General features: G+C 67.8%; 22 protein-coding genes and 1 riboswitch. Of the genes, 16 read left to right on the top strand and 6 right to left on the bottom strand.

Translation table 11 applies throughout. The features are described 5' to 3' along the window. The 10 genes from LIG30_RS24000 to metF form a co-directional block, all read left to right on the top strand. Positions 1 to 411: DUF2844 domain-containing protein (locus LIG30_RS24000; RefSeq protein WP_038716183.1), on the top strand; the 411-nt coding region annotated here is incomplete at its 5' end. Positions 412 to 427: 16 nt separating this feature from the next. Then, on the top strand, positions 428 to 1,621 hold the full coding sequence (locus tag LIG30_RS24005; protein ID WP_038716184.1) for a DUF3443 domain-containing protein: 1,194 nt from the start codon (positions 428 to 430) through the stop codon (positions 1,619 to 1,621). A gap of 294 nt (positions 1,622 to 1,915) precedes the next feature. Beyond that, a complete protein-coding gene (gene flhB / locus LIG30_RS24010) occupies positions 1,916 to 3,127 on the top strand; it encodes a flagellar biosynthesis protein FlhB (RefSeq protein WP_038716185.1) in 1,212 nt (403 codons plus the stop codon). Then, positions 3,124 to 5,226, top strand: coding sequence for a flagellar biosynthesis protein FlhA (gene flhA, locus LIG30_RS24015; protein WP_038716187.1), 2,103 nt, complete (start codon positions 3,124 to 3,126; stop codon positions 5,224 to 5,226). The genes flhB and flhA overlap by 4 nt, the downstream gene beginning before the upstream one ends. Beyond that, positions 5,223 to 6,905, top strand: a complete 1,683-nt coding sequence (gene flhF / locus LIG30_RS24020) for a flagellar biosynthesis protein FlhF (protein WP_038716190.1) — start codon at positions 5,223 to 5,225, stop codon at positions 6,903 to 6,905. Before flhA ends, flhF begins: the two co-directional genes overlap by 4 nt. Further along, the gene (locus LIG30_RS24025) at positions 6,898 to 7,710 is read left to right on the top strand and encodes a MinD/ParA family ATP-binding protein (RefSeq protein WP_038716193.1); all 813 of its coding nucleotides are present in this window, start codon (positions 6,898 to 6,900) and stop codon (positions 7,708 to 7,710) included. Before flhF ends, LIG30_RS24025 begins: the two co-directional genes overlap by 8 nt. Before the next feature lie 25 nt (positions 7,711 to 7,735). After that, entirely contained in the window at positions 7,736 to 8,467 is a 732-nt protein-coding gene (locus tag LIG30_RS24030) for an RNA polymerase sigma factor FliA (protein ID WP_038716219.1), read from the top strand. Between the two features lie 112 nt (positions 8,468 to 8,579). After that, positions 8,580 to 8,710, top strand: a riboswitch (S-adenosyl-L-homocysteine riboswitch). Between the two features lie 34 nt (positions 8,711 to 8,744). Next, on the top strand, positions 8,745 to 10,163 hold the full coding sequence (gene ahcY, locus LIG30_RS24035) for an adenosylhomocysteinase (RefSeq protein ID WP_051995163.1): 1,419 nt from the start codon (positions 8,745 to 8,747) through the stop codon (positions 10,161 to 10,163). Between the two features lie 187 nt (positions 10,164 to 10,350). Then, on the top strand, positions 10,351 to 10,704 hold the full coding sequence (locus LIG30_RS24040) for a phage holin family protein (protein ID WP_038716196.1): 354 nt from the start codon (positions 10,351 to 10,353) through the stop codon (positions 10,702 to 10,704). Between the two features lie 26 nt (positions 10,705 to 10,730). After that, complete coding sequence (gene metF / locus LIG30_RS24045) at positions 10,731 to 11,561, top strand: methylenetetrahydrofolate reductase [NAD(P)H] (protein ID WP_038716198.1); 831 nt, start codon at positions 10,731 to 10,733, stop codon at positions 11,559 to 11,561. A 213-nt stretch (positions 11,562 to 11,774) separates the two neighbouring features. Here metF and LIG30_RS24050 read toward each other — a convergent pair whose 3' ends face one another. Together LIG30_RS24050 and LIG30_RS24055 are read right to left on the bottom strand one after the other, a co-directional pair. After that, the gene (locus LIG30_RS24050; protein WP_038716200.1) at positions 11,775 to 13,247 is read right to left on the bottom strand and encodes an amidase; all 1,473 of its coding nucleotides are present in this window, start codon (positions 13,245 to 13,247) and stop codon (positions 11,775 to 11,777) included. A 75-nt stretch (positions 13,248 to 13,322) separates the two neighbouring features. Next, positions 13,323 to 14,015: a dienelactone hydrolase family protein gene (locus LIG30_RS24055; protein ID WP_038716221.1), complete on the bottom strand. Its 693-nt coding sequence runs from the start codon at positions 14,013 to 14,015 to the stop codon at positions 13,323 to 13,325. Between the two features lie 241 nt (positions 14,016 to 14,256). Between LIG30_RS24055 and LIG30_RS24060 the strand changes: the two genes are divergently transcribed. Together LIG30_RS24060 and LIG30_RS24065 are read left to right on the top strand one after the other, a co-directional pair. Continuing rightward, complete coding sequence (locus tag LIG30_RS24060; protein WP_038716202.1) at positions 14,257 to 15,342, top strand: NAD(P)H-dependent flavin oxidoreductase; 1,086 nt, start codon at positions 14,257 to 14,259, stop codon at positions 15,340 to 15,342. Between the two features lie 416 nt (positions 15,343 to 15,758). Then, entirely contained in the window at positions 15,759 to 16,901 is a 1,143-nt protein-coding gene (locus LIG30_RS24065; RefSeq protein WP_038716205.1) for a branched-chain amino acid ABC transporter substrate-binding protein, read from the top strand. 77 nt (positions 16,902 to 16,978) lie between these two features. Here LIG30_RS24065 and LIG30_RS24070 read toward each other — a convergent pair whose 3' ends face one another. After that, the gene (locus LIG30_RS24070; protein ID WP_038716207.1) at positions 16,979 to 18,184 is read right to left on the bottom strand and encodes an MFS transporter; all 1,206 of its coding nucleotides are present in this window, start codon (positions 18,182 to 18,184) and stop codon (positions 16,979 to 16,981) included. Between the two features lie 139 nt (positions 18,185 to 18,323). Here LIG30_RS24070 and LIG30_RS24075 point away from each other — a divergent pair, with 139 nt between their 5' ends. The 3 genes from LIG30_RS24075 to LIG30_RS24085 all read left to right on the top strand — a co-directional run bounded on the left by LIG30_RS24075 (position 18,324) and on the right by LIG30_RS24085 (position 21,057). After that, entirely contained in the window at positions 18,324 to 18,977 is a 654-nt protein-coding gene (locus LIG30_RS24075) for a HugZ family pyridoxamine 5'-phosphate oxidase (protein WP_038716208.1), read from the top strand. A gap of 378 nt (positions 18,978 to 19,355) precedes the next feature. Then, positions 19,356 to 19,649, top strand: a complete 294-nt coding sequence (locus LIG30_RS24080; RefSeq protein ID WP_038716211.1) for an H-NS histone family protein — start codon at positions 19,356 to 19,358, stop codon at positions 19,647 to 19,649. A 241-nt stretch (positions 19,650 to 19,890) separates the two neighbouring features. Continuing rightward, positions 19,891 to 21,057 (top strand): cation diffusion facilitator family transporter, encoded by a 1,167-nt coding sequence (locus LIG30_RS24085; protein WP_038716212.1) that lies wholly within the window; start codon positions 19,891 to 19,893, stop codon positions 21,055 to 21,057. 21 nt (positions 21,058 to 21,078) lie between these two features. Here the strand turns inward: LIG30_RS24085 and LIG30_RS24090 are convergent, their stop codons facing one another. The 3 genes from LIG30_RS24090 to LIG30_RS24100 all read right to left on the bottom strand — a co-directional run bounded on the left by LIG30_RS24090 (position 21,079) and on the right by LIG30_RS24100 (position 22,920). Next, positions 21,079 to 21,549, bottom strand: coding sequence for an Lrp/AsnC family transcriptional regulator (locus tag LIG30_RS24090; protein ID WP_006477376.1), 471 nt, complete (start codon positions 21,547 to 21,549; stop codon positions 21,079 to 21,081). 79 nt (positions 21,550 to 21,628) lie between these two features. Further along, positions 21,629 to 22,279 carry an exonuclease gene (locus LIG30_RS24095; RefSeq protein WP_038716213.1) on the bottom strand — a complete coding sequence of 217 codons (651 nt, stop codon included), beginning with the start codon at positions 22,277 to 22,279 and terminating at the stop codon, positions 21,629 to 21,631. Further along, complete coding sequence (locus LIG30_RS24100) at positions 22,276 to 22,920, bottom strand: MBL fold metallo-hydrolase (RefSeq protein WP_038716215.1); 645 nt, start codon at positions 22,918 to 22,920, stop codon at positions 22,276 to 22,278. The genes LIG30_RS24095 and LIG30_RS24100 overlap by 4 nt, the downstream gene beginning before the upstream one ends. 605 nt (positions 22,921 to 23,525) lie before the next feature. Here LIG30_RS24100 and LIG30_RS24105 point away from each other — a divergent pair. Continuing rightward, entirely contained in the window at positions 23,526 to 24,134 is a 609-nt protein-coding gene (locus LIG30_RS24105) for a septal ring lytic transglycosylase RlpA family protein (protein WP_038716217.1), read from the top strand. Positions 24,135 to 24,201: the final 67 nt, after the last annotated feature.

A 24,201-nucleotide genomic window follows, 5' to 3' on the forward strand; every position in this document is an offset into this window, starting at 1 on the left:
GGGCCGATGCCGCCGCCGGCGGCGGACTCCGCCGCCACCGTACGTTCGCTGCAGCGCACGATACAGGCGGCGAGCGGTTCGACGACCGGCGCGCCCGCCTATACCGTCCACGAAATCACGCTGGGTTCCGGCACGGTCATTCACGAATACGTGTCCACTGGCGGCACCGTGTTCGGCGTCGCCTGGCAAGGCCCGACGATTCCCGATCTCAAGTCGCTGTTCGGCGGCTACTTCCCGCAATACACTGCCGGCGTCGAGTCGGCGCACGCCGCGCGCGGCTGGCGCGCGCCCGTCGCGGTCGACACGAGCGGCCTCGTCATCCACACGGGCGGCCACATGGGCGCGTTCTCCGGACAGGCATGGCTGCCGCAGGCGCTGCCTGCCGGCATGACCGGCAATGACATCCAGTGACAGCGGGAGGCCGATCGTGCGTATCCCCCATACCCTCATTCGCTGGCTCGGCGCGCTGAGCCTCGCGGCCACGTCAGCCGTCATCGTCACCGCATGCGGAGGCGGCGGTTCGGCCGTCAGCGCCGCGAACACCACGGTGATCACCGTCGGCACCGGCGTCGCCAACATCATCAACATCCCGACCGTCAGCGTCACGGTATGCGCGCCAGGCACGTCGACCTGCCAGATCGTCGGCAACGTGCTCGTCGACACCGCGTCGTACGGCCTGCGGCTCGTCAGCAGCGCGGTGTCGGGCGTGCTCGGCAGCCTGCCCGTGTCGACCGCCGGCGGCACGCCGCTCGCCGAATGCGGCCAGTTCGTGTCGAGCTACACGTGGGGCTCGCTGCGCACCGCCGACCTGCGCATCGGCGGCGAGGTGGCCGCCTCGCTGCCCGTGCAGATCATCGGCGATCTCGGTACCACGAACGTGCCGGCCACCTGCACGAACGGCCATGCGTCGGCCAACAGCGCGCAGGCCCTCGGCGCGAACGGCATCCTCGGCATCGGGCCGGCGCCTTACGACTGCGGCACCACGTGCGTCACGACGATGGCGTCCAGCAACTATTACGCGTGTCCGAACGGCAACGCGAGCTGCGCGCAGACGACGGTCGGGCTGAGCCAGCAGGTGGCCAACCCGGTCCAGCGGTTTGCCGGTGACAACAACGGCATCATCGTGCAGATGTCGCAGATCTCCGCCAGCGGGCAGGGGAGCGCGACGGGGCTGCTGACGTTCGGCATCGGCACGCAGAGCAACAACGCGCTCGGCGCGGCGACGAAACTGACGTCGACCACCACGGGCGACGTGAACGGGACGTTCCTCGGCCGGAACGTGACCGCATTCTTCGACACCGGCTCGAACGCCTACTTCTTCGACGACGCGTTTCAGACCCGGTGCGCCGGCAACGCGGCGTTCTACTGTCCGGCGGCGACGACCACCTATTCGGCGACGCTGACGGGCCAGAACAACGCACAGGCGACGGTATCGATGACGGTCGCGAACGCGACCGCGCTGTTCGCCAACACGTCCGCGTTTGCGTTCAACGACGTGGCAGGCCCGCTCGGCATAAACGCCTCGCTCGACGTCGGTCTGCCGCAGTTCTACGGCAAGACCATCTTCTTCGGGATGGACCTGAGCGCGTCGGGCGGCGCGGGGCCCTATATCGCGTTCTGAGCGGCGGCCCGGCCGTCGCGGGCGAAGGGGGTGCGAGCAATCGCACCCTTTTTTTTAGTGAGGCGGATCGCACGCCCGGCGCGGATTCGCGGCGCGGCCGGCGGCCGGTCCGCGTCGCGGCGGCGAACCGCGATATCGTCCGGAACCTGCGCCGCCAACGCTCGCCGTCCTCCGTCCCGATTCCCAGAAATACCCCCCTTTCACGGCTTTGCTCGACCGATCGCGGTTTGACCGCTGCATGAATAATCGGTGTCACTGGAAAGCGGCATCCCGCCGCGTCCGTCTGGAGGCCCCGTGTCAGACGAGAGCGATCTCGAAAAAACCGAAGCCGCCACTCCCAAGCGCCGCGAGCAGGCGCGAGAGGAGGGGCAGGTCGCGCGCTCGCGCGAGCTGGCTTCGTTCGCGCTGCTCGCGGCGGGCTTCTACGGCACGTGGCTGCTTGCCGGGCCGATCGGCTCGCACATGCAGACCATGATGCGCGGCGCATTCACGTTCGACCGCGCGGCCGCGTTCGACACCCACCGGATGCTGGTGGCGGCCGGCAGCGCGAGCCTCGAAGGGTTTGCCGCGCTCGCGCCGCTGCTCGCGCTCACCGGGATCGCCGCGCTGCTCGCGCCGATGGCGCTCGGCGGCTGGCTGATGTCGCCGAAAGTCTTCGAGCTCAAGCTCGACCGCCTGAATCCGCTGTCGGGCCTCGGCCGGATCTTCTCGATCCAGGGGCCGATCCAGCTCGGGATGTCGCTCGCCAAGACGCTGGTCGTCGGCGGCATCGGCGGCGTCGCGATCTGGCGCAGCAAGGACGAGCTGCTCGGTCTCGCGACCCAGCCGCTCGACGCGGCGCTCGCCGACGCACTGCACCTGATCGCCGTGTGCTGCGGCACGACCGTCGCGGGGATGTTTGTCGTCGCCGCGCTCGACGTGCCGTATCAACTCTGGCAGTACAACAAGAAGTTGCGCATGACGAAGGAAGAAATCAAGCGCGAGCATCGCGAAAACGAAGGCGATCCGCACGTCAAGGGCCGGATTCGCCAGCAGCAGCGCGCGATTGCCCGCCGCCGGATGATGGCCGCGGTGCCGAAGGCCGACGTGGTCGTCACGAACCCGACGCACTTCGCCGTCGCGCTCCAGTACACGGACGGGGAAATGCGCGCGCCGAAGGTGGTCGCGAAGGGCGTGAACCTCGTCGCCGCGCGGATTCGCGAGCTGGCCGCCGAGCACGGCGTGCCGATGCTCGAAGCGCCGCCGCTCGCGCGCGCGCTCTATCACAACGTCGAACTCGAGCGCGAGATTCCCGGCTCGCTGTATTCGGCCGTCGCCGAAGTGCTCGCGTGGGTCTACCAGCTCAAGCGCTTCCGCACGGAAGGCGGCGACGTACCCGAGGTGCCCGTCGATCTCGACGTGCCGGCCGAGCTCGACAAGGGCTCGGAGGTCTCCGCCGCCGACGAACGCGAAGAGGCCGGTGATGCGCTCGGCACGGCCGGCCGCACGCAAGGGGGTGCCGCATGAACATGCCCGGCGGCCTGCTCTCGAAGCGCCCGGACTTCCTTGCCGGCGCGAATTTGCGCGCGCTCGCGGGGCCGATCCTCATCTGCATGATCCTGGGGATGATGATCCTGCCGCTGCCGCCGCTGCTGCTGGATCTGTTCTTCACGTTCAACATCGCGCTGTCGATCATGGTGCTGCTCGTCAGCATGTACACCATGAAGCCGCTCGACTTCGCGGCATTCCCGAGCGTGCTGCTGTTCTCGACGCTGCTGCGCCTGTCGCTGAACGTTGCGTCGACGCGGGTCGTGCTGCTCGAAGGCCACACCGGCCCCGATGCCGCGGGCCAGGTGATCGAGGCGTTCGGCCACTTCCTCGTCGGCGGTAATTTCGCGGTCGGGATCGTCGTGTTCGTGATTCTGATGATCATCAACTTCATGGTGATCACGAAGGGCGCGGGGCGGATCGCCGAAGTGTCCGCGCGCTTCACGCTCGACGCGATGCCCGGCAAGCAGATGGCGATCGACGCCGACCTGAACGCCGGCCTGATCAACGAGGAACAGGCGAGAAAGCGCCGCCAGTCGGTCGCGCAGGAGGCCGAGTTCTACGGCTCGATGGACGGCGCGTCGAAGTTCGTGCGCGGCGACGCGATCGCCGGCCTCATCATCATGGCGATCAACGTCATCGGCGGGCTGATCGTCGGGATGCTGCAGCACGACATGACCTTCGCCGCGGCCGGCACGAACTACACGCTGCTGACGATCGGCGACGGCCTCGTCGCGCAGATCCCGTCGCTCGTGATCTCGACCGCGGCGGGCGTGATCGTGTCGCGCGTCGCGACCGACGAGGACATCGGCACGCAGCTCACCGGCCAGCTGTTCACGAACCCGCGCGTGCTGATGATCACCGGCACCATCATCGTGATGATGGGCCTGATCCCGAACATGCCGCACTTCGCGTTCCTGGGGCTCGGCGGCGGCGCGATCTGGCTCGCGCGCCGGCAGACGCAGCGCGCGGCGGCCCGCAAGGCATCCGGCGACGTCACCGAGATCGCGCCGCCTGCCGCGCTGTCGGCCGACAGCCACGAGGCGACCTGGGACGACGTGCAGCTGATCGATACGCTCGGCCTCGAAGTCGGCTACCGGTTGATCCCGCTCGTCGACAAGAGCAGCGACGGCGAACTGCTGAAGCGCATCAAGAGCATCCGCAAGAAGTTCGCGCAGGAAATCGGCTTCCTGCCGCCCGTCATCCACATCCGCGACAACCTCGAGCTGCGGCCGAACGCTTACCGGATCGCGCTGAAGGGCGTCGAGATCGGCATCGGCGAGGCCTATCCGGGGCAATGGCTCGCGATCAATCCGGGCCAGGTGACGGCCGCGCTGCCCGGCGCGCCGACGCAGGACCCGGCATTCGGCCTGCCCGCGGTCTGGATCGACACCGCGCTGCGCGAGCAGGCGCAGGTGTACGGCTACACGGTCGTCGACGCGAGCACGGTCGTCGCGACCCACCTGAACCACCTCGTCGTCCAGCATGCGGCCGAATTGCTCGGCCGCCAGGAAGTGCAGGCGCTGATCGAGCGCACCGGCAAGGATGCGCCGTCGCTCGTCGAGGACCTGGTGCCGAAGACCATCTCGCTCACGATGCTGCAGAAGGTGCTGCAGAACCTGCTCGAAGAAGGTGTGCCGATCCGCGACATGCGCACGATCATCGAATCCGTGTCCGAGCAGGCGGGCCGCTTCAACGACGCGTTCGATCTCACCGCCGCCGTGCGCCTGTCGCTCGGCCGCGCGATCACGCAGCAGTGGTATCCGGGCTCCGGCGAGATGCAGGTGATGGGGCTCAACGCCAATCTCGAGCGCGTGCTGTCGCAGGCGCTCACCACCGGCGCGAATCCGGGCCTCGAGCCCGGTCTCGCGCATACGCTCCTGACCGGCACGCAAGAGGCGATGCTGCGTCAGCAGAATCTTGGGCTGCCGCCGGTGCTGCTCGTGCAGCACGCGCTGCGCGCGATGCTCGCGCGCTTCCTGCGGCGCAGCCTGCCGCAATTGAAAGTGCTGTCGTATGCCGAAGTGCCGGATACACGCACGATCAAGGTCGTTAACGTCATCGGGGGTTCCGCTTGAACATTCGAAAATTCACAGGCGCGACGAGCCGCGACGCGCTGCGGCTCGCCCGCGAAGCGCTCGGCGACGACGCCGTCGTGCTGTCGAACCGCACGCTCGATGACGGCAGCGTCGAAATCGTCGCGCTCGCCGACGCCGAGCTGGCCGCGATCGCGCCGCCCGTGGCGCTTCCGAAGGACGCGCTCGCCGCGTCCGGCGGCGTCGCGGCACTGCCCGGCGCGGCCGCGCAGGCGCTCCGCGGCGGTGCAAATCCGTATGCGAACGGCGGCATGCCGGACGTGTTCTCGTCGGTGTTCGGCGCGAGCGCCGAATCGGCCGGCGCAGCGGGCATGGCCGCTGCCGCGGCGCCGGGCGGCGCATCCGAGCCGGCGCCGTGGCTGGTCGAGCACGCGAAGCGGCTGACGCAGCAGCGCGAGGCGTTGCTCGCGCGTCCGCAGCCGGTCGCGCCGGTGCTCGAAGACAGCGCCCGCGCGACGCGTGACGCGATGCTCGGCGATGCGGCGCGGGGCGCCGCCGACGCGGCGCCCGAGTGGGCGCGCGATATCGTGCGCAACGTCGCGCGGCGTTTTCCGTCCGACGACGGCGCGGCGCAACGGCCTGCCGACACGCCTGCCGCGAAGTCGGCCGACAAGCCGCGCGGCGGCGACGCCGCGTCGGTCGCCGATGCGGTCAAGGCGCGTATCGAGCGGATCGTCAACGAGACGGTGATGCACGAGCTGAGTTCGATGCGCGGGATGATGGAAGAGCAGTTCGCCGGTCTGATGTGGCGCGAGCGCCAGCGTCGCAGCCCGGCGCATGCCGCGCTGACGAAGCACCTGTTCGCGGCGGGCTTCTCCGCGCAACTCGTGCAGATGATGGTCGACAACATGCCGCGCGCCGAAGGCGAGCAGACGCTCGAGCAGGCGACCGAATGGGCGCAGTCCGTGCTCGCGTCGAACCTGCCGGTGCTGGAGAGCGAGGACACGCTGATGGAGCGTGGCGGCGTATTCGCGCTGATGGGGCCGACGGGCGTCGGCAAGACGACGACGACCGCGAAGCTCGCGGCGCGCTGCGTGATGCGCTTCGGCGCGAGCAAGGTCGCGTTGCTGAGCACCGACAGCTACCGGATCGGCGGTCACGAACAGTTGCGGATCTTCGGCAAGATCCTCGGCGTGCCGGTGCATGCGGTGAAGGACGGGGTCGACCTGCAGCTCGCGCTGTCCGAGCTGCGCAACAAGCATATCGTGCTGATCGACACGATCGGCATGAGCCAGCGCGACCGCGCGCTGTCCGACCAGATCGCGATGCTGCGCGGCGCGGACACGCCGGTGCAGCGTCTGCTGCTGCTGAATGCGACGAGCCACGGCGACACGCTCAACGAGGTCGTCCAGGCCTACCGCAGCGCGGCGGACCAGCCGGATCTCGCCGGCTGCATTCTCACCAAGCTCGACGAGGCGACCCACCTCGGCGGCGTGCTCGACACGGTGATCCGCTACAAGCTGCCGGTCCACTACGTGTCGACGGGCCAGAAGGTGCCGGAGAACCTGTATGTCGCGACCCGGAAATTCCTGCTGAAAAGTGCTTTCTGTGTGCCGCGCGACGGCTCGCCGTTCGTGCCGCAAGACGAGGACATGCCCACGGTGCTTTCGGCGCTGACCGCACGTTCGACCGCTGAGCTGCACGAGGTGCGCTTTGGATAAACGGACGATCGACCAGGCAGAAGGGCTGCGCCGCCTGCTCGCCGGGCGCGTGTCGCGCATCGTCGCGGTGGCGGGCGGGCCGGCCGGCGTCGGCTGCACGCAGACCGCCGTGAATCTGGCCGCGGCGCTTGCCGCACTCGGCAAGGACGTGCTCGTCGTCGACGAGCGCACCGATGCCCACTCGGCCAGCGCGACGCTGTGCGGCGCGTGGCTGCGCGATGGCGAGAACGTGCGCGTCGACGCGGGATTCTCGGTGTACGCCGCGTCGCATTTCGCGCGTGCGGGCTACAGCGACGCGCAACTTGCCGACTTCATCGACGGCGCCGCCGACATCGTGCTCGTGGATACGCAGCTCGATGCCGACGGCGCGTTCTCGGCGCTCGCGCGCGAGGCGCACGACGTGCTGATCGTCACGCGCGTCGCCGCCCAGGCGATCACCGAGGCCTACGCGTATATGAAGCGGCTGCATTTCACCCATGCGATTCCGCAGTTCCACGTGCTGACCAATCACGTGAGCAGCCCGGCGGACGCGAAGACCGCGTTCGACAACCTGGCGGGCGTCGCGAGCCGCTACCTGGCGGTGTCGCTCGCCGACGCCGGCTACGTGAGCGCCGATCCGCTCGTCGAGCGCGCGCGCGAGCTGATGCGCACGGCGGTGGACGCGTTCCCGGCGTCGCCGTCCGCGCGCGATTACCGGCAGATCGCCGCCGATCTGCTGTATTGGCCGATGCGCCCGGGGCCGGGCGCGCGGCGGGCCCGCGCGGGCAGCCCCGCGTTTGAAGCGGGTGCGGTCCATGCCGCCTGAGGGCTCGATGAAGGAGGGAGCCAAGATGTACAACGCTCAAGGAAAGATTTCCCAGTCCGACGTGCTGGCGCAATACGCGCCGCTCGTGCGTCGCCTGGGCCTGCAGCTCGTCGCGAAGATGCCGGCGAGCGTCGATCTCGACGATCTGATCCAGGCCGGCATGATCGGCCTGCTCGACGCGGCCGGCCGTTACAAGGAGGACCAGGGCGCGCAGTTCGAGACCTACGCGACGCAGCGCATCCGCGGCGCGATGCTCGACGAGCTGCGCAGCAACGACTGGCTGCCGCGCAGCCTGCGCAAGACCTCGCGGGAGGTCGAGCACGCCGTGCACCAGGTCGAGCAGCAACTCGGCCGCTCGGCGTCCGAGACGGAAATCGCGACGCACCTAAACATGCCGCTCGGCGAGTTTCAGGGGATGCTGCAGGACCTGCACGGCAGCCAGCTGATCTACTACGAGGATTTCGACCGCGCGGCCGACGACGAGCCGTTTCTCGACCGCTATCGCGTCGATCATGCCGATCCGTTGTCCGCGCTGCTCGACGAGCATCTGCGCGAGGCGCTGGTCGAGGCGATCGAGCGCCTGCCGGAGCGCGAGAAGCTCCTGATGTCGCTGTATTACGAACGCGGGCTGAATCTGCGCGAGATCGGCGCGGTGCTCGAAGTGAGCGAGTCGCGCGTGTGCCAGCTGCACAGCCAGGCGGTCGCCCGCCTGCGCGCGCGGCTGCGCGAGCAGGCCTGGGTCGGCGCGGAGACCTGAATCGGGGCGGTGGCGCAGGCGCGACGCCTGCGCATCGCGCAGGCCGGGCCGTACGCGCCCCGCATTGTCCGCGGGCAGGAAATCTTCCCGCCGATTTGCTACAATCCCCCCGTTTTCCGAGGAGCGTTGCGACGGGCGCGATCAGCGTGCCCGCCAGGCTCGGAAGACTTCACCGAGCGGCCATGCGCGGCGGCGATCGACGATCGCACCGGCGTGCCGCTTCCTGAACGGCGCTCACGTCACCAATTTCTAGAACTTTTTTAGAAAGGAGGGCGTGATGAGCGCCATCATTAATTCCCAAGCTTCGCAAGATTTCCTCGTCGCAGACATGTCGCTGGCCGCCTGGGGCCGCAAGGAACTCAACATCGCCGAGACCGAAATGCCGGGCCTCGTGCAGATCCGCGAAGAGTACAAGAGCCAGCAGCCGCTGAAGGGCGCACGCATCGCCGGCTCGCTGCACATGACGATCCAGACCGGCGTGCTGATCGAGACGCTGACGGCGCTCGGCGCGGACGTGCGCTGGGCCTCGTGCAACATCTTCTCGACGCAGGATCACGCCGCTGCCGCGATCGCGGAGAGCGGCACGCCGGTGTTCGCGTTCAAGGGCGAATCGCTCGACGAATACTGGGAGTTCACGCACCGCATCTTCGAATGGCCGAACGGCGAGTTCGCGAACATGATCCTCGACGACGGCGGCGACGCGACGCTGCTGCTGATCCTCGGCTCGAAGGCCGAGAAGGACCGCTCGGTGATCGCCAAGCCGACCAATGAGGAAGAAGTCGCGCTGTTCGCCGCGATCGCGCGCCATCTCGACGTCGACGGCAGCTGGTACTCGACGCGCCTCGCGCACATCAAGGGCGTGACGGAAGAGACGACGACCGGCGTGCACCGCCTGTACCAGATGGAAAAGGACGGCCGCCTGCCGTTCCCGGCGTTCAACGTGAACGACTCGGTCACGAAGTCGAAGTTCGACAACCTGTACGGCTGCCGCGAGTCGCTCGTCGACGGCATCAAGCGCGCGACCGACGTGATGATCGCGGGCAAGATCGCGGTCGTCGCGGGCTACGGCGACGTGGGCAAGGGCTGCGCGCAATCGCTGCGCGGCCTCGGCGCGACCGTGTGGGTGACGGAAATCGATCCGATCTGCGCACTGCAGGCGGCGATGGAAGGCTACCGCGTCGTGACGATGGAATACGCGGCCGACAAGGCCGACCTGTTCGTCACGGCGACCGGCAACTTCCACGTGATCAACCACGATCACATGAAGGCGATGCGCCATAACGCGATCGTCTGCAACATCGGCCACTTCGACTCGGAAATCGACGTCGCGTCGACCCGCCAGTACCAGTGGGAAAACATCAAGCCGCAGGTCGACCACATCATCTTCCCGGACGGCAAGCGCGTGATCCTGCTGGCGGAAGGCCGCCTCGTGAACCTCGGCTGCGCGACCGGCCACCCGTCGTTCGTGATGTCGAACTCGTTCACGAACCAGACGCTGGCGCAGATCGAACTGTTCACGCGCGGCGGCGAGTACGAGAACAAGGTCTACGTGCTGCCGAAGCACCTCGACGAGAAGGTTGCGCGCCTGCACCTCGCGCGCATCGGCGCGAACCTGTCGGAGCTGTCGGACGATCAGGCCGCGTACATCGGCGTGCCGAAGGACGGCCCGTTCAAGCCGAACCACTACCGCTATTGAGGCCGGCGGCGCCGCCCGCCCCGCAGTGCCCGCGCCGCGGCTTCGGCCGCCGCGCGGGTCGCACGCGACACGGCGGCGGCGCTTTCCCGGACCGCCCGCCGCGCACCGCGCGGCAGGCGGTTCCGCTGTCTTTCCGTCATCCGGGCAGCCGCGCGCGGCCTGACCGTCAACCGAACCGGAGCACCGCATGACCGTCATCCTGACCTGGGTCATCAACGCACTCGCACTGCTGATCATCACGTACCTGGTGCCGTCGATTCACATCAAGAGCTTCGGCACCGCGCTGATCATCGCCGTCGTCCTCGGCCTGATCAATACGGTGATCAGGCCGGTGCTGATCCTGCTGACGCTGCCCGTGACGGTCGTCACGCTCGGGCTCTTCATCCTCGTCGTGAACGCGCTGTGCTTCTGGTTCGCGTCGTCGCTGCTGAAGGGTTTCGAAGTGTCGGGCTTCTGGTCCGCGTTCTTCGGTTCGATCCTGTACAGCATCGTGTCGTGGCTGCTGTCCGCCCTGATCTTCGGCCAGCGCAACATCGGCTGAGCGACACCGGGATAGGCTCCTGAATCATGAAACCGATCGAACTCTCGTTTGAATTCTTTCCGCCGAAGACGGCGGAGGGCGTCGAGAAGCTGCGCGCGACGCGCGCACAGCTGATGCCGCTCAAGCCGAAATTCGTCTCCGTGACGTTCGGCGCCGGCGGCTCGACGCAGCAGGGCACGCTCGATACCGTGCTCGACATGCAGAAGGACGGCCTCGAGGCCGCGCCGCACCTGTCGTGCATCGGCTCGTCGAAGGACAGCCTGCGCGCGATCCTCGACCAGTACCGCTCGCACGGCATCCGCCACATCGTCGCGCTGCGCGGCGACCTGCCGTCCGGCATGGGCGAGGTCGGCGAGCTGCGCTATGCGTCCGAGCTCGTCAGCTTCATCCGCGCCGAGCACGGCGACTGGTTCCACATCGAAGTGGCCGGATATCCGGAATATCACCCGCAGGCGAAATCGCCGAAGGCCGATCTGGAGAACTTCGCGCGCAAGGTGAAGGCGGGCGCGAATTCCGCGATCACCCAGTATTTCTTCAACGCGGACGCGTATTTCCGCTTCGTCGACGATGCGCGCAAGCTCGGCGTCGACGTGCCGATCGTGCCCGGCATCATGCCGATCACGAACTTCTCGCAGCTGATGCGCTTCTCGGAAATGTGCGGCGCGGAAGTGCCGCGCTGGATCGCGCGCCGGCTCGAAAGCTTCGGCGACGACCGCGACGCGATTCGCGCGTTCGGCGTGGACGTGGTGACGGGCCTGTGCCGGCGTCTCGTCGACGCGGGCGTGCCGGGCCTGCACTTCTACACGCTGAACAGCGCGGCGGCGACCAGGGCGATCTGCGAAGGTCTCGGCCTGTGAGCGGCGCGGCGCGCCCGGCTTGCAGCCTCGCGCGCGCAAGCGCCGCGTGACGCGGCGGGCGGCCCGCCGCCATTGGCCTTCCCGGCCCCATCGGCAATGCCGGCGGGGCCGTTTTTACTGTGGCCGCCGGCGTTCGGCACGCGCCGCGCGCATGCGACTTCGCACGTGACGGCGCTGCGCGGGCGGCCGGTGCGTTCGCGACGGCCGGCGGCGTCACGCCTGCGCGTGCATCAGCGGCGGCCGTTTGTCGAACCACGGCCGCGCCGTCTCCAGTTGCCGCGCGAGTTTCAGCAGCAGCGCATCGTCGCCGTGGCGCGCGGCGAACTGCACGCCGATCGGCAGGCCGTGCGCGTTCCAGTAGAGCGGCACCGACATCGCCGGCTGGCCGGTCAGGTTGAACAGCTCGGTGCAGCCGGCCCACGCGAACGCCTTCAGCGACGTTTTCGCGAGCATCTCCTTCAACAGCGGCTTGACCGGCAGCGTCGCGAGGATTTCCATCTGCGTGCGCTCGAACCGCGTCGGCAGCAGCGCGCCGATCCGGACCGGCGGGCCGGCGAGCGATGCGCACAGGATCACGTCATAGTGCGCGACGAGCCGCGCGACCTGCACGGTGAGCTGGCGCTGCAGTTCGAGCATCTCGGCGAGCCGGGTGCGCGCGAGCCGCCGGCCGACCACGGCCATCGCCCACGACGCGATCTCGAAGTCGCCGCGCCGCGGCGTGCGTCCGGTCAGTTCCCGCGCGCCGAGCACCATCTCGTCGGCGATCGTCGCCCAGAGCGTCAGGAAGATCTCGCCGGCGCGCGCGAAGTCGACGTTGAGCGTCGCGGGCTCGACGCGATGGCCGAGCGACGCGACGAGCGCGGCGGCATCGTCCAGCGCGGCGCGGGTGTCGCCGGCGAGCGCCGGCGCGAACATCGGATCGGTGACGAGGCCGATCGTCAACGCCCCGGGCGGCACGTCGAGCGCACCGAGAAACGTGCCGGGCGCGCCCGGCGGCAGCGTCTGGCCGGTCGTCACGTCGAGCAGGAGCGCACTGTCGCGCACGCTGCGTGCGACCGCATGCTGGACGACCAGATCGCCGTTCGTCGCGCGATCGGCGAGCGCCGGATGGCGGCTCGGCTTGAGGCCGAACAGGCCGCAGCACGATGCCGGAATGCGGATCGAACCGCCGCCGTCGGACGCATGCGCGAGCGGCACGACACCGGCGGCGACCGCCGCCGCGGCGCCGCCGCTCGAGCCGCCGGGGGTGTGATCGAGATTCCACGGATTGCGGCACGGCCCGAACAGCTCGGGTTCCGTATACGGCATCTGGCCGATTTCCGACGTGCTGGTCTTGCCGAACACGTTGAGCCCGGCGGCGCGGCTGCGCGCGATCAGCGGCGAATCGGCGTCGGGCACGTAATAGCGGTAATGGCGGCTGCCCATCGACAGCGGCAGGCCGGCGACCGCCGCGCCGAGATCCTTCACCAGATACGGCACGCCGGCGAACGGGCCGGGCGGGACCTGCCCGGGCGCGCTGCGCGCGTGCGCGGCCTCGTAATCCTTCAGGACGATCGCGTTGATCGCGGGATTGACTGCCTCCGCGCGGCCGATCGCGGCGTCGAGCAGCTCGCGCGGGCTGGCCTGCCGCCGGCGGACGAGTTCGGCGAGGCCGATCGCATCGTGGGCGAGATATTCCGACTGCATCGCTGTGCCCCCGGTGGTGACGTCAGGCGATGAAAGGGGAGCCCGGCGCGCATGGCCCGGGCCCGCGGCCGATGCTTACAGATGCTCGGCGAGGAACGTCAGCGTGCGGCCGTGTGCGAGCGCGGCGGCGCGCTGGTTGTAGGACGCGCGGTCGGTGCAATTGAAGCCGTGCTCGGCGCCCGCATACAGGTGGAACGTCGCGTTGTCGCGGCCGGCGAAGCTCGCCTCGACCTGCTCGACCGCCGACAGCGGGATCGCGTGGTCGTTTTCCGCGTAGTGGAACAGGATCGGCTGCGCGATCCTGCTTGCCGCGTCGAGCTGGTTCTGGATGCCGCCGCCGTAATAGGCGACCGCCGCGTCGATCTTGCCGGTCGCGGCGGCGAGGTACGCGAGGCGCCCGCCGAAGCAGTAGCCGATCGCGCCGACCTTGCCGGCCACTTCCGGCCGCGCGCGCAGCACATCGGCCGCCGCGGCGATGTCCGCCACCGCCAGGTTCACGTCGGTCTTCTGCATCAGCTCGATGCCCTTGTCGCGGTCGGCGCCTTCGTAGGTCAGCTCGACACGCGGCTGGGTGCGCCAGAACACGTCGGGCGCGAGCGCGACGTAGCCGTCGGCCGCGTACTGGTCGGCGACCGCGCGGATGTGCGCGTTCACGCCGAAGATCTCCTGGATGATGATGACGGCAGGACCCTTGCCGCGCTTCGGCAGCGCGAGGTAGCCGCCGAAGCTGTCGTTACCGGAAGGGATGTCGATCCATTGGGCAGTCACGTTGAACTCCTGACGAGCGAGGCGGCGCACGTGCGCGCCTCGCGGGTGAAGGGGGTAAAGGGTAAGCGGGGCGGCCTAGTGTGCCACCAATCCGCGGGTGCTGCAGGGCGTGCCGCTCCGGCTTCTCGTTACGCGATCGTTCCGTTCAGGATTATTCATTTTTCGGCGGCGCGGCGCTTCGGTACAGTCGGCAACGTCAACCCGTTACAGTGCGCTTTCGCGCATCATCGAAGGATTCGCCATGTCAGCACGTTCTTTCTCCACCCCGTTCTCCGAGCGCTTCGGCCTGCGCCTGCCACTCGTGCAGGCGCCGATGGTAGGCGCGACCACGCCCGCGATGGTCGCCGCCGCGTCGAACGCCGGCGCGCTCGGCAGCCTCGGCGCCGGGGCGTTCGAGCCGGCACGTCTCGAGGCCGAGGTGGCCGCGATCCGCGCGGCCACCGGCCGGCCGTTCGCGGTCAACCTGTTCGTGCTGCCGGAGGTCGCGCCCGACGCGGACACCGTTGCACGGGCGCTGGCGGCGATCGATCCGCTCAACGTAGCGCTCGGCCTGCCGCCCGGCACCGCGCCCGCACGTTTCGCGCCGGACTTTCGCGCGCAGCTCGATACGCTGATCGCGCTGCGCGTGCCGGTCGCGAGCTTCACGTTCGGCGTGCTCGACGCGGCCGACGTCGCGCGCCTGAAGGCGGCCGGCACCTACGTGATCGGCACCGCGACGCACGTGGCGGAAGGGCTCGCGTGGCGGGCGGCGGGCGCCGACGCGCTGTCCGCGCAGGGCGCGGAGGCGGGCGGTCACCGCGGCACGTTCATCGGCGCGGCCGAAGACGCGCTGATCGGCACGATGGCGCTGGTGCCGCAGCTTGTCGACGCGACCGGCCTGCCCGTGATCGCGGCGGGCGGCATCATGGACGGGCGCGGCATCGCCGCCGCGCTCGCGCTCGGCGCGCAGGCGGCGCAGCTCGGCACCGCGTTCCTGACGTGCGCGGAAAGCGCGATCGCGGCGGACTGGAAGGCGCGCCTGCTGGCGAGCGCGGACACGTCGACGATGGTCACGCGCGCCATCACCGGGCGCCATGCGCGCGGGCTGCGCAATACGCTGATGGCGCGGCTCGGCGAGCGTGCCGGCGACGTCGCGCCGTACCCGGTGCAGAACGCGCTGACGCAGCCGCTGCGCCAGGCCGCCGCGCGCGCGAACGACGGCGATTACCTGTCGCTGTGGGCGGGGCAGGGCGCGCCGCTGGCACGGCGGCGTGGCGACGCGCTGACGACCGCGCAATTGATCGACGCGCTCGACGACGAATGGCGGGCGGCGCGCGCGCCGGCCTGATGCCGGGCATCGCATGCGGTGTGGAAACGCGCGCGGCGGCGTGCGTTTCCTTCCCTGATCGAGCGCAAGACATCGCGATCCGGCATGGCGCGCACGCGCTTCGAAACCGCCTTTCGCCAGTCTGTAAAAACTAGCGGAAACCCTTATCCAGCGGGGCTTTCAGCGATCCCCTCGCGTCTCTTTTCAAGCCCGTTCATCGGTAGTGTTACTACTACCCCAAAAAAATCCCGCGATTTAATTTGATCACCTACACTGGCGCGCAAGTACGGGGGCACGTCGTTAAAAGCGGCTGTTTCGCGTGCTTGAGGCCAAGTGCATGAACGATGCAACCGGCGAATCGTCCAGTGAGCGAAACACAGGGATGGCAGCGGGGCACCGGGCGATGGCGTTTTTTGGGATCGAAACTGGAGACTTACATGACTATCAAGATGCAAAAGCTGTTGCCGATCACCGCAGCCGCGATGCTGTGCGCTGCAGCTGCGACGAACGCAGCGGCCGATCAAGTCGTCAAGATCGGCCACGTCGCGCCGCTGACGGGCGGCATTGCACACCTGGGCAAGGACAACGAAAACGGCGCACGTCTCGCGGTCGAGGAGATCAACGCCAAGGGTCTCACGGTCGGCGGCCAGAAGATCACGCTGCAACTCGATCCGCAGGATGACGCGGCCGACCCGCGGCAGGCAACGCAAGTGGCGCAGAAGCTCGTCGACGACAAGGTCGTCGCGGTGGTCGGCCACCTGAACTCCGGCACGTCGATCCCGGCCTCGAAGATCTACAGCGATGCGGGCATCGTGCAGATCTCGCCGTCGGCGACCAACCCGGCCTACACGCAGCAGGGCTTCAAGACGACCTACCGTGTCGTCGCGACCGACGCGCAGCAAGGCCCGGCGCTCGCGAACTTCGCGCATTCGAAGGGCATCAAGAGCGTCGCGGTGGTCGACGATTCGACCGCATACGGCCAGGGCCTCGCGAACGAGTTCGAGAAGAAGGCCAAGGCGCTCGGCCTGAAGGTGATGTCGCACGACGCGACGAACGACAAGGCGGTCGACTTCCGCGCGATTCTGACCAAGATCAAGGGTGAGAATCCGGATGCGATCATGTACGGCGGCATGGATGCGACCGGCGGCCCGTTCGCGAAGCAGGCGAAGCAGCTCGGCCTGCGCGCGAAGATCCTGGCGGGCGACGGCGTCTGCACGGAAAAGCTGGCCGATCTGGCCGGCGACGCGACCGACAACGTCGTGTGCTCGGAAGCGGGCGCTTCGCTCGAGAAGATGCCGGGCGGCAACGCGTTCAAGGCGAAGTACGAGAAGCGCTTCGGCCAGCCGATCCAGATCTACGCACCGTTTACGTATGACGCCGTGTACATCATCGTCGAGGCGATGAAGCGCTCGAACTCGACGGATCCGGAAAAGATCCTGGCCGCGATGCCGAAGACGAACTACACGGGCGTGATCGGCACGACGACCTTCGATTCGAAGGGCGACCTGCAGCACGGCGTGATCTCGCTCTACAACTACAAGGGCGGCAAGAAGACGCTGCTCGACGAAGTGAAGATGTAATCGAGCGGTCGACAGAAGAGACACGGGCGCGCAAGCGGCAACGCATGCGCGCCTTGTTTTTTTGGGAAGTCGCGCCGTCAGACCCGCAGGCGCGCGAGCACCTTCGGCGCGACGGCCGCGACGAGCGCCGCGCACACGGCGACGACCGACAGTCCGACCGGCAGGCTCGCGGCCTGCGCGACCGCACCGATCACGACCGGGCCGAACAGCAGTCCGAAGTATGCGAGCCCGGCGACGTGCGCGAGCCCTTCCGCCGCATGAATGCCCTTCACGCGCGCGGCCGCGGCGAACAGCACCGGCATCATGTTCGCGAGGCCGAGGCCCATCAGCGTGAAGCCTGTCAGCGCGGCCGCCGGGTACGGCAGCAGCAGCGCGCCGATCATCCCCGCGCAGGCGAGCGTCGCGCTCGCGAACACGAGCTGCGACGCGCCGAAGCGTGCGCGCACCGTGTCGCCGGCGAAACGCGCGGCGGCCATCCCGCCGGAGAAGGCCGCATAGGCCGCACTCGCGAGCGCGGGGCTCGCCGCGACGACGTCGCGCATGTAGACCGTCGCCCAGTCGTACATCGCGCCTTCGGCGATCAGCGCGACGAGCGCGATCGCGCCGAGCATCCACAGCGCGGGCGAGCGCCAGCGATTGCCGCCCGCGCCGTGCGCGTGTTCGTGGTGCGGCACGTGCGGCAGCACCGCCGGGCTGGCGATCACGAGCACCGCGGCGCTCGCGGCCGCGGCGAGCGCGAGATGCGCGGCGGGCGGCATGCCGGCCGACAGCAGCGCGCCGCCGGCCGCCGCCCCGGTCATGCCGCCGACGCTGAACATGCCGTGCAGCATCGACATGATCGGTTTGCCGAATGCGGTCTCGACCGCGCTCGCCTCGGCGTTCATCGCGACGTCGAGCGTCGCCATCGAGAAGCCGAACAGCGCGAGCACCGCGAGCAGCTCCGGATAGCTCGGCACGACGAGAATCAGCGCCGCGCAGGCCGTCATCGCGAGCCCGCCGGACAGGCAGGCAGTGCGCGAGCCGACGCGCGCGATCCACCGCGCGATCGTCATCATCGCCGCGATCGAGCCGACCGCGGTGGCCAGCAGCGCGAGCGACAGCAGCGCCGGGCTCAGCGCGAACCGGTCGCGCACGGTCGGGACGTGCACGCCCCACGACGCGTACATCATGCCGGCGACGAAGAAGAGCGCCATGGTCGCGGCGCGCGCGCGCCGTCGGACGGGAAGGGAGAGGTCGCGGTGCGCGGCGGGGGGCGCGGCGAAGTCGGATGCGGCGTCGGACACGGAGGGCTCGTCGGAAGAAGAATGCGGCGCACGGGCGCGCGCGGCTTGCGAATCGCCTGATTCTATCGAACACGTCGCCGCGGCACCGTCCGCCGCGGGTAACATCGGTGCGAGCCGTCCTTCGACCGCAGGAGTTTACGTGAACATCGATCCCGCCCTTCCGCTGCACCTGCTGCATCGCTGCCCGCTCGGCACGCTCGCGACACATGCGCGCGAGCCGCAAGGCTTTCCGTATCCGACGGTCGTGCCGTTCGTCGTCGATGCGCGTCACCGGCCGGTCATTCTCGTGAGCGGCCTCGCCGAGCACACGCGCAACCTCGCCGCCGATTCGCGTGCGGGTTTCCTCGTCGTCGATGCGCCGGACGGCGACGTGCTGAATGCCGAGCGTGCGACGCTGCTCGGGCGTTTCACGCCGATCGACGCCGATCCGCACTGCGTCGCGCGCTATCTGCGCTATGCGCCCGACGCGCAGCGCTACCTCGCACTGGGCGATTTCGCGTTCCTGGCGCTCGATATCGAGCGTGTGCGCTATATCGGCGGATTCGGCCGAATGGGCTGGGTCGACGGCGCCGCGCTCGACGTGCTCGCGCCGCTCACGTTCGACGAGGAGCGCGCGCTATGGGACGCGTACGACGCGGCGAGCCGCCCGGGGCTCGCGCTGCTCGGCGCCGACCGCTACGGCGCCGACTGGCTGCACGACGGCCTGCGCATGCGAACAGCGTTCGACGCGCCGCAATCGGACGCCGACGCGTTGCGCGCCCGCCTGTTCGCATGCGCGGGGCAGATTGCGTGACGCCCCGGCCGGAAGCGCGCTTAATCGGCCGATAATCCGGGTTGCCTATACAAGGCTATTCCGGTCTATCTCGCCGATCCTGTCGTCGGATGAAAACTTTCGTTATATGAATTCAGGGTAATTGCGTAGGCTGAAAGTCTTAATACGCTGTGCGTTTTGTCCTAATCTAACCGTAAGGGGATGGAGAATTGAGTATCAAGGCGATACTGGTCAATATGACTTGATCGAAATTTCATTTGAAGTCCGAATTCGGATTGATTTTGGCTTCAACCAGTTCTGTTTTGTGATACTCTCTGCCCGCAATAATCCGAGGCATCGCAAGTGTAAATGGCCAGCCGGCGGCAGATCGGTGTCATTTGATCAGATAAAAGGGAAACCATGTCTTCTTACAAAGACCTCCTGGCCCAGCGGGAGAAGCTCGAGAAGCAAATCGAAGAGGCCAAGTCGCGCGAATACGCGGAAGTGCTCAATGACGTGAAGCAGAAAATCGCCGATTACGGCTTTACGTTGGCCGAACTGGGCCTGAGCCGCGTCAAGGCCGGCAAGGCTGGTCGTCCGCGCGTCGGCGTTGCGGCGAAATATCGCGATCCGGAAACCGGCGCGACCTGGTCCGGTCGCGGCAAGCCGCCGCGGTGGATCGCCGGCAAGAATCGTGATCAATTCACGATCTGAACGGACGTCCGAGCGCAAAGCTGAAAAGCCACGTTTCCGTCGAGGAAACGTGGCTTTTTTTCTTCCTGGCGCCCCCCCCGAGTGGTGCGTCATGTCACGAATTTGTCATGAAGCGATGTGAATGAAAATGCGAGCTGTTCGCATAACCGATTGATTTAAATGATTTTTTTTGTGGTTGTTGCGGGCGGTTTGGGGGCGCGCTTGGTAGAATCCGGCATCGCCGATTCATATCTTGAAATTCATGTCTACGTTTTCAAGCGACGAGCAAAGCGGGGAAAAGCACGCCGTCGCCCGCAAGAGCACGTTCATCAGCATCGTTCTGAATGTCGTACTGGCCACATTTCAAATTGCTGTCGGCTTCGTGGGCCATTCGCAGGCGCTGATTGCTGACGGTGTGCATTCGATATCCGATTTGATCTCGGATTTCGTCGTATTGGTTGCGAATCGTCATAGCGGCGCAATGCCGGATGCTGACCACAATTACGGACATAGCCGTTACGAGACGGTCGCGTCGCTGTTTCTCGGCACGATCCTGATCGCGGTGGGGATCGGCATGCTGTGGCGTGCCGGCGATCGTCTCGTTCATCTCGACACTATTCCGCCCGTGCACGCCATTGCGCTGGTCGTCGCGGTGACCGTGCTGGTGTCGAAAGAGGCGCTGTTCCGTTACATGCTGCGCGAGGCGCAGCGCGTGCGCTCCGCGATGCTCGTCGCCAATGCATGGCATGCGCGATCGGACGCCGCGTCGTCGCTCGTCGTGGCGATCGGCATCGTCGGCAGCCTGGCCGGCGTGCGGCTGCTGGATCCGATCGCGGCTGCGATCGTCGGCTTCATGGTCGCGCGGATGGGCTGGACGTTCGGCTACGATGCGTTGCAGGATCTGTCCGACCGCGCGCTCGACGAGACCGATACCACCGAGATCCGCGCATTGCTGGTGGCGACGCCGGGCGTGCGCGACGTGCACGACCTGCGCACCCGCAAGATGGGCGACTCGGCGCTCGTCGACGCACACATCCTCGTCGATCCGATGATCTCCGTGTCCGAAGGGCATTTCATCGCGGAGAGTGCGCGGGCGCGCGTGCTGTCAGACCGGCGCGTGCTCGACGCGCTGATTCACGTCGACCCGGAGAACGACACCTCCAGGCGGCCGGCGCTGGCGCTGCCGCCGCGCAGCGAAGTCGCGGCCCGCGTCGAGGCCGAACTGGCGCGGCGCGGCCTGCGTGCGACGGCGGTCAACCTGCACTACCTGAGCACCGGGCTGGAAATCGACCTGACGCTCGCGGCCGATCCCGGCGCGAGCGGCGACGCGGACACGGCGCTCGCCGAGCGGCTCGACGTCGAGGCGCTGAAGCGCCAGTTCGGCGCGAGCCGGATCCGCTTTGCGCGGGCGGTGCCGACGCGCGCGTAGCGCGGCGGCGGCGCGCGCCCGCTACAGCGGCAACTGCGTGTCGAACTTGATTTCGCGCAGCACGACGCTCGTGCGGACTTGCGACACGGCCGGGATCTTGAAGATGCGCTCGTGCAGGAACACGTCGTAAGCCTTGATGTCGGGTGCGACGATCTTCAGGATGTAATCGGCTTCGCCCGTCGTGCTGTAGCACTCGGTGACTTCCGGGCAGGTGGCGATCTCGCGCTCGAATTGCTCGACGCCGCCTTCGTTGTGGCGGGTCAGGTGGACGTGCGCGAGCGCGCAGACGTGCAGCCCGAGTTTTTCTCGATCGAGCAGCGCGGTGTAGCGCTGGATCACCCCGGACTGCTCCATGTCCTTGATGCGGCGCCAGCACGGCGTGCTGGACAGGCCGACTTGGTCGGAAATCTCCTGCACCGAGCGGCGCGCGTCGAGCTGCAGCAGGCGAAGGATTTTTTGCGAAAAGGAATCGAGCGTCACCTGCGCCTCCATACGGCAGCTACAACACTATGAATGTTAGAGGCGCGAGAAAGGAAAGGCAATCCGATGCGGCGTCGTTGAGGGAGATTCTCTAGCTCGCGCGCGGGTCAGTAGGGTTTTGTCCCGCTTCGCCCTTGTCCGCCGGCATGTCGCCCGTGACGGCGGCGAGCTGCGCGATTGCCGCCTGCTGCGCGCGCAAGTCGGTGAGCATGTTGCAGAACAGCGCGCCCTGCTCGATCGCGTCGTCGAGCGCGACGTGCGTGTGCGGATGATCGTCGAACCAGTGCTTCGGAAAGCGCGGCTTGATCGCCTTGCGGTACGGCAGGCCCGTCATCGCGAACGCGAGCGTCTTGATGTCGAGCGCCGACCACGAGAACGGGCAGCGGCCGGTGAAGCGCATCATGTACCAGAACATGAAGGTGAAATCGAAGCCGGCCGGCATCGCGACGAACACCGGCTTGCCCGGCAGCGCCTCGACCCAGTCGACGTAAGCGACGAGCGCCGCTTCCGGCGCCTGCAGATCGCGCCGGCACGCGGCCCACGCGTCGGGCTGGGTTTTCCACCACGCCTCCTGCACCGGATGCGGCTGCGCGCCCGGCAAGGTTTCGAGGTTCGCGGAAAACGTCGCGATCAGCTGCTTGTCCGCCGTGTAGGCCGCGGACGCAAAGCTCAGCATCGAGTGCGGGCCGGGAATCGGGCCGTCCGCCTCGACATCGGTGCTGACATAGATCTCCTGGCTCATCCGGCGACTCCATCGGCGACGAACGGGTTGGTGCGCCGCTCTTCGCCGAACGTCGAGACCGGGCCGTGGCCGGGGACGAACGTGACGTCGTCGCCGAGCGGCCAGAGCTTTTCGCGGATCGAGCGGATCAGGTCGCCGTGATTGCCGCGCGGGAAGTCGGTGCGGCCGATCGAGCCGGCGAACAGCACGTCGCCGACGATCGCGAGGCGGTGCGCGCGGCTGAAGAACACGACATGGCCGGGCGTGTGGCCGGGGCAGTGATAGACCTCGAGCGTCTCGTCGCCGAACTGCACGGTGTCGCCGTCGTTCAGCCAGCGGTCGGGCTCGAACGCCTCGGCGGCCGGGAAGCCGAAGCGCTCGCTTTGCGCGGGCAGCTTCTCGATCCAGAAGCGCTCGTCTTCCTGCGGCCCTTCGATCGGCACGCCGTAGTGCGTCGCGAGCTGCTTCGCGCCCGAGCAGTGATCGACGTGCCCGTGCGTGAGCAGGACTTTTTCGACCTGCGCGTGCTGTCGCGCGACTTCCTGCTCGATCAGTTCGAGATCGCCGCCGGGATCGACGACGGCGGCGCGGCCCGTCTTTTCACAGACGAGCAGCGAGCAGTTCTGCTGGAACGGCGTGACCGGGATGAGCGTGACTTTCATGGAAGCACCGGCGGCTAAAAGGTTCGATTGTACCGGCCGCGCCCGCCCGCTGTCCGGGGCGCGCGCGGGGCGATTGTTACAGCGGCAGTGAGAATCGGTGCGGGGACGGCGCCGTTTTTCGAGATGGTTTTTTCTTTTGTGTATAATGCGGGCAACCATGCGTGAAAATCACGCAGTTCGCTGGTGTTCGAGCCCCTGTTCCGCGGGCGACGGGCACCGTCAAAGCAAGCGCCGCCGGGGAGTCCGGCGGTGAATCAAGCACCGAGCGTTCGGTGCTCACGTCTTGTCCGGCCGGGTGCTGCGCGCCCGCTGCGGCTCTGCTGCCGCGCCGCCGGATGAGGCCTGTGCCGCCGTTCCCGTGCGTTGGCAGTATCGACGCGCGCGAACGTGGAAGCCATGTTCGATGGCGGCATGTGGGGTCTGGTCAGGCTGCCGGGGACAGGTTGTGCCAGACGTGAAAGCTAATCAGGACGGTTGCGGCAAGTACGATAGCTGCGTCCATGCAAGCCGCCTGCTCGCATTCGAGCCGGGCGTGCCCGCATTTTCCGTCCGGGCCGCGTTATTCATGCAGTAATCGGCGGCCCGCACCAGAAGGCAACACGTCGATGAATTTTCGATTACCGAGCCAATTCGGTACCTTGGCCGTTTTTCTCGCGCTGACGGGCTGCGCTTTGCCGCCCAAGTCGTCCGATCAGACGACCGGAGGCGCGAATCCGAAGAACGCCGCACGCACGGCCGCCGCTGCGAACGCGGACAGTGCGTCGCTCAATTTCGATTCCGCGCTGGCCTCGATGCCGGCTGCCGACGACAAGAACGCGAAGCGCGCGTCGCTCGCCGACGCGGAGCCGATCGATGCGACCGACGTATCCGATTTCCGCCAGAACGGCCGGGCGTCGTGGTACGGCAGGGCGTTCCATGGCCGTCTCACCGCGAACGGCGAGCGCTACAACATGAATGCCTTCACGGCCGCGCACCGCACGCTGCCGCTCGCGTCGTACATCAAGGTGACGAACTCGACGAACGGCAAGTGGGTCGTCGTGAAGGTCAACGACCGCGGGCCGTACAAGCGCGGCCGGGTGCTCGACCTGTCGTACGCAGCCGCCAAGGTGATCGGCCTCGTGCATGCCGGCACCGGGCGCGTGAAGATCGAGGGGCTGTCGCCGCAGGAAGCGCGCGTCGCGCGCGACGAGATGTTCGCATCGATCTCGAAGTAACGCCGCGGGTGATTTACCCGCGCCAACGAAAAAGGGCTGCCATTCAGGCAGCCCTTTTTCGTTGGCG

Source organism: Burkholderia sp. lig30 (assembly GCF_000687455.2).
In the GTDB taxonomy this organism is placed as follows: domain Bacteria; phylum Pseudomonadota; class Gammaproteobacteria; order Burkholderiales; family Burkholderiaceae; genus Burkholderia.